Origin of the sequence: Burkholderia sp. WTPI3 (assembly GCF_021483755.1) — a bacterium.
In the GTDB taxonomy this organism is placed as follows: domain Bacteria; phylum Pseudomonadota; class Gammaproteobacteria; order Burkholderiales; family Burkholderiaceae; genus Burkholderia.
On sequence record NZ_JAGIXF010000187.1, the window covers coordinates 1 to 3,983 of the forward strand.

4 protein-coding genes are annotated in these 3,983 nt (G+C 62.6%); 1 reads left to right on the forward strand and 3 read right to left on the reverse strand.

The genetic code is table 11. From position 1 onward, the window contains the following. Nucleotides 1-173: 173 nt before the first annotated feature. Together J7024_RS36545 and J7024_RS36550 are read right to left on the reverse strand one after the other, a co-directional pair. Entirely contained in the window at nt 174-1,070 is an 897-nt protein-coding gene (locus tag J7024_RS36545) for an oxidoreductase (RefSeq protein ID WP_234746017.1), read from the reverse strand. Nucleotides 1,071-1,075: 5 nt separating this feature from the next. Then, nucleotides 1,076-2,287 carry an MFS transporter gene (locus J7024_RS36550; RefSeq protein WP_234746013.1) on the reverse strand — a complete coding sequence of 404 codons (1,212 nt, stop codon included), beginning with the start codon at nt 2,285-2,287 and terminating at the stop codon, nt 1,076-1,078. Between the two features lie 142 nt (nt 2,288-2,429). On the opposite strand from J7024_RS36550, the gene gcvA reads away from it, so the two are divergent. Then, nucleotides 2,430-3,362 carry a transcriptional regulator GcvA gene (gene gcvA / locus J7024_RS36555; protein WP_234746019.1) on the forward strand — a complete coding sequence of 311 codons (933 nt, stop codon included), beginning with the start codon at nt 2,430-2,432 and terminating at the stop codon, nt 3,360-3,362. A 132-nt stretch (nt 3,363-3,494) separates the two neighbouring features. Here gcvA and J7024_RS36560 read toward each other — a convergent pair whose 3' ends face one another. After that, entirely contained in the window at nt 3,495-3,944 is a 450-nt protein-coding gene (locus J7024_RS36560; RefSeq protein WP_234746015.1) for a LysR substrate-binding domain-containing protein, read from the reverse strand. Nucleotides 3,945-3,983 lie beyond the last annotated feature (39 nt).

Below are 3,983 nucleotides of genomic sequence, written 5' to 3' on the forward strand. Positions count from 1 at the left end.
GCTAACTATTCACAGTACAAATAAAATAGGGTTCATCGAAAATAGGGTTCATCGCGGCTTTCCGGGGGGAGCGCCAGGAACGTCGCTAACGCGATCAGAAAGACATTCGAAAGGCTCCATCACCTCGAAATTCGTCCGTGACAGTTTAGGGTTGGCTACCGTGCTCCGTGCTACTAGCCCGGACCATCGCTGGCGGCCGCGAGAAGCGGCACGACCAGATCGCTGATCGGCGTCGGAATTCCGTGAGATCGTCCGCATCGCTGCACGACGCCATTCCGGCAGTCCCACTCGAGGGGGCGGTTACCCTGCCGATCGGCAAGAATGGACGTCCCCAAATCGGGCGGGAAGCGATGGAATCCGTCGACGATCTCCTGCGGCACTTCATCGCCCAGCTTCGCGCCCTCCGCACGGGCAACTTCGAGACATTCCCGCAAGTAGGCAAGCGACAAAACGGTGATGTCGCTTCGCGTGAACATGCCGGCGCGGCGGCCAGTCAGCACCATGAGTCCCGCCACCGCGTTCTGCAAAAGCTTTCGCCATGCGAGCGAGACGAAATCGTCCGCCACCTCGACCGGGCATCGCGTGCCGCGCAATGCCGAGACGACCACGTTGCTCGCCGGCGTATCGGGCACAGTGAGCCGCGGTTTGCCGCGCAGCCACACCGACGCATCCGATTCGCGTTGCGCCGGAAACCACACGACCGACGGCACGATCGCCGCCCCGGCTGCATATGGCGCGAAGGCGGCTGTTTGCTCGACGCCATTTTGCAGCACGCAGACAACCGTATTCGCATCGCATAGCGCCGGGATCCAGGGTGCCGCGCTCGCCACTTGCGTCGACTTGACCGCAACGAACACGAGATCGAACCTTTCGTTGACCCCTTGCGGATCGGTCAGCACGGGCCCGGGCACGACGATCTCGCCGCCACCGAAGCGCAGCGTCAACCGCTCGTGCGCCGAGCGGCCGCAGATCACCGGCGTGCGGCCAGCGTCATGGAGGGCCGCGGCAACGGTCGTTCCGATTGCGCCCGGACCGACAACGGCGACGGTCGGGTAGTCAGACTTCGTCATGGTGTTCATCCTGTCGAGTGATCTCCGAGATGCGGGCGCAGTGCGAGCGCGAGCGGAAAAATTGCCAGAGCGGTGAATGCGGTGGCATACGTGGCGGCCTGCACACCGATCCTGTCGCCGAGGACACCGTAGAGGACAGGCGATATCGCGCCCGATGCGATCGTTCCCGTGTAGAAAATCGCGAATGCGCGCTCCGTGCGCTCGGGCGGGGACATCTCCGGAACGGTTCCGTACAGCACGGACGACGTGCCGTTGAGCATCATGCCCAGAATCGGCAGCAGCACCATGGTAAGCGCCAACGGCAGATACATCACGCCGATAATGCACGCGGCTGTACCGCCTTCCGTGAGTAGCACCGTACTCACCACACCCATACGCGCGCCAAGCCAGCCACAAAAGAATTTGCCGGCCGCCCCGCCAATGAAAACAAGCGCAAGGGCCGTTCCCAGCAGTTGAGGCGAGATGCCTTTCGCGTTGAGCAGGAAAGGCAGAAAGGTAAGCAGTCCCATGCGTACGGCCGTATCGAGCACGCCAATGGAAAACAGCGCCTTGAATCCGCGCCCCCCGGTGCCCGTGCGTTGAGCGGACGCTTGCTCTTTTGCCGCCGTCTTTCCCGCGCCACGTGGCACGGCGGGAAACCAGAGCGCGATGCCGGCGGCAGCGACGCAGCCCAATCCAGCGACGACCCACAGCGCGTGACGCCACGGCATCATGGTTACGAGCAGCGAAATGGCTGCCGGCAGCGCAGATTTCCCCAGATCGCCGGAAAAGTTGTAGAGGCTCAGTGGGCCTCTCGCGTCACGCCCATAGGTGCGGGAGATGGCGCCCGATGCGATCGGATGTTGCGTGCTGGATCCACCGCCCGATATCGCCAGCGCCACGCACAAACCGAGCAGGCCACCCGACATGCCGGCGATTGCATAGCCCAGCGCAGCGAGCAGCGTGCCGATCGCGAGGACGGCGCAACTGCCGAGGCGTTGCGCGAGACGTCCTGCCGGCAACTGCAGCACCGCCATCGTGCCGACATAGAGGCCGCGCAGGATAGCCAGGGCCGCGAAGTCGAGCCCGAACTCGGACTGCCATACGGGCAGCAGCGCGTAGATCATGTCCGTATAGCCATCGTGGATTGCGTGTGCAATGCAGGATAGCCATAGCACGCGCTGTCGTGATGGCACAGCGTCCCGCGTGACGGGAGGGGAAAAAACCGGCAAGCGCATCGACGTTCTCTCTATACGAGTGGCTGATGGAAGCTACTCGTGGTGTGTTCTTCTGGTTCGACGCGTCAATTTTATGGCCAAGGTATCAGCCATTTCAATTGAGCTAAAATCGCGTCAACGGAGAGAAAAAGTCACGTACGTCATGAGCGAAAGCCGAGGTGCTGCGAAGAATCGGGACGAGTTGCCGCCGCTCAATGCGCTGCGCGCTTTCGATGCGGTCGCGCGACACGGCAGCTTCGCGGGCGCGGCGGTGGAACTGCATGTCACCCATTGGGCCGTCGGAAAACAGATCCGGCTGCTGGAGGACTGGTTCGGCCTGCCGTTGTTTGACCGTCGTCCGCGCGGTGTCGTGCTGACCGACGAAGGGGCCGTATTGCTGAACGACGTCAGCCACGCGTTCGAACACCTCGGTACCGCGGTGGTGCGGCTGCGCCACAATACCCTCACGCACCGGATATCGGGCGTCGTGCGGGTGAATGTGCCGATGAGCTTCGCGTTTTGCTGGCTGCTGCCACGGCTTGCCGATTTCCATTCGCGGTATCCCGACATCGACGTCAGGGTGTCGACGACATCGCGCAAACTGCGCTATGTCGCCGACGCTTTCGATATCGGTGTACGCTCCGGTCCGGAACAGGGTGCGGGCGTCGTATCGCGACCGTTGATGCCCGACCTGCGCGTGCCGGCCTGCAACCCCGCGTTGCTGCGCCAGCGTCCGATACAGAGCGTGGCCGATCTGCGCCATCACACGCTGCTGCATTCGGCCACAACGCGCTCAGCCTGGTCGCACTGGTTACGGGAAGCGGGCGCTGCCGATCTGCGGGCGGTGCGCCATGTCGAATTCGATCATGTGAATCTTCAGCTCGGCGCGGCCATCGAGGGGCTGGGCGTGGCACTCGCGTCGCTGCCGTTGATCGGGCGCGATCTCGCCGAAGGCCGCCTCGTGTGCCCCATCGCATCGCCTGTATGGCGCGCCGACGACTACACGCTCGTGACGAACGCCGATCGCGCCGACGATGCCGCAGTGTCCGCGTTCGAGCAATGGATGGAAGGCATGGCGAGCCACGAGGCTGGATAGCCTCGCAGATCAGGGCAGGCCGCGTACTACCTTCCGGGCCTACACGTTGAGGCTACGCGTCGGGCGCTAGTGACCCAATGCGAAATATCGCCACCCTATTGCGGAAAAAATCGGTTCATCGCAACCGGACCGTCAGAGCGAGGCGCAGGTACTGGCAATCAGGCTCCGCATCCATTTGTGCGCCACGCTGTTGTCGTTGCGACGATGCCAGTAGATGTCCCACGAGAATGGCTCCGACGGGAATGGCAACGCGCGCACCGCCAATGGTTCCGATGCGAAACGCGCAGCCAGCTTGCCGGAAATGACGGCGATCAGTTGAGTCTCGCGAAGGATCGGCGGGATCAGCAGCCAATGCGGGACCTTCGCCACCACATTCCGGGAATAACCCTGGTCGGCCAGGACGTTATCGACAAAACGTATGTCGGTCGGGCTCAGCGCCACCCGAAGATGATCTGCATTCAGAAAACGCTGGAGCGTCAGCGTGCCCTTCGTCAGCGGGTGATCGGCGCGGATGACGCACACCATCTGTAGGAGTTCACAATCAATGCTAGCCATGCCCAAAGGAGTGCTATCAATGTTCACTAATACTGCTAGCGTAGTGTTTTGCTCAGCCTAAGCGGT

What these genes read in the sequence shown, in the direction of transcription:
- J7024_RS36545 (WP_234746017.1), bottom strand. Translation starts at nt 1,070, where the DNA reads ATGACGAAGTCTGACTACCCGACCGTCGCCGTTGTCGGTCCGGGCGCA.
- J7024_RS36550 (WP_234746013.1), bottom strand. Translation starts at nt 2,287, where the DNA reads ATGCGCTTGCCGGTTTTTTCCCCTCCCGTCACGCGGGACGCTGTGCCA.
- gcvA (WP_234746019.1), top strand. Translation starts at nt 2,430, where the DNA reads ATGAGCGAAAGCCGAGGTGCTGCGAAGAATCGGGACGAGTTGCCGCCG.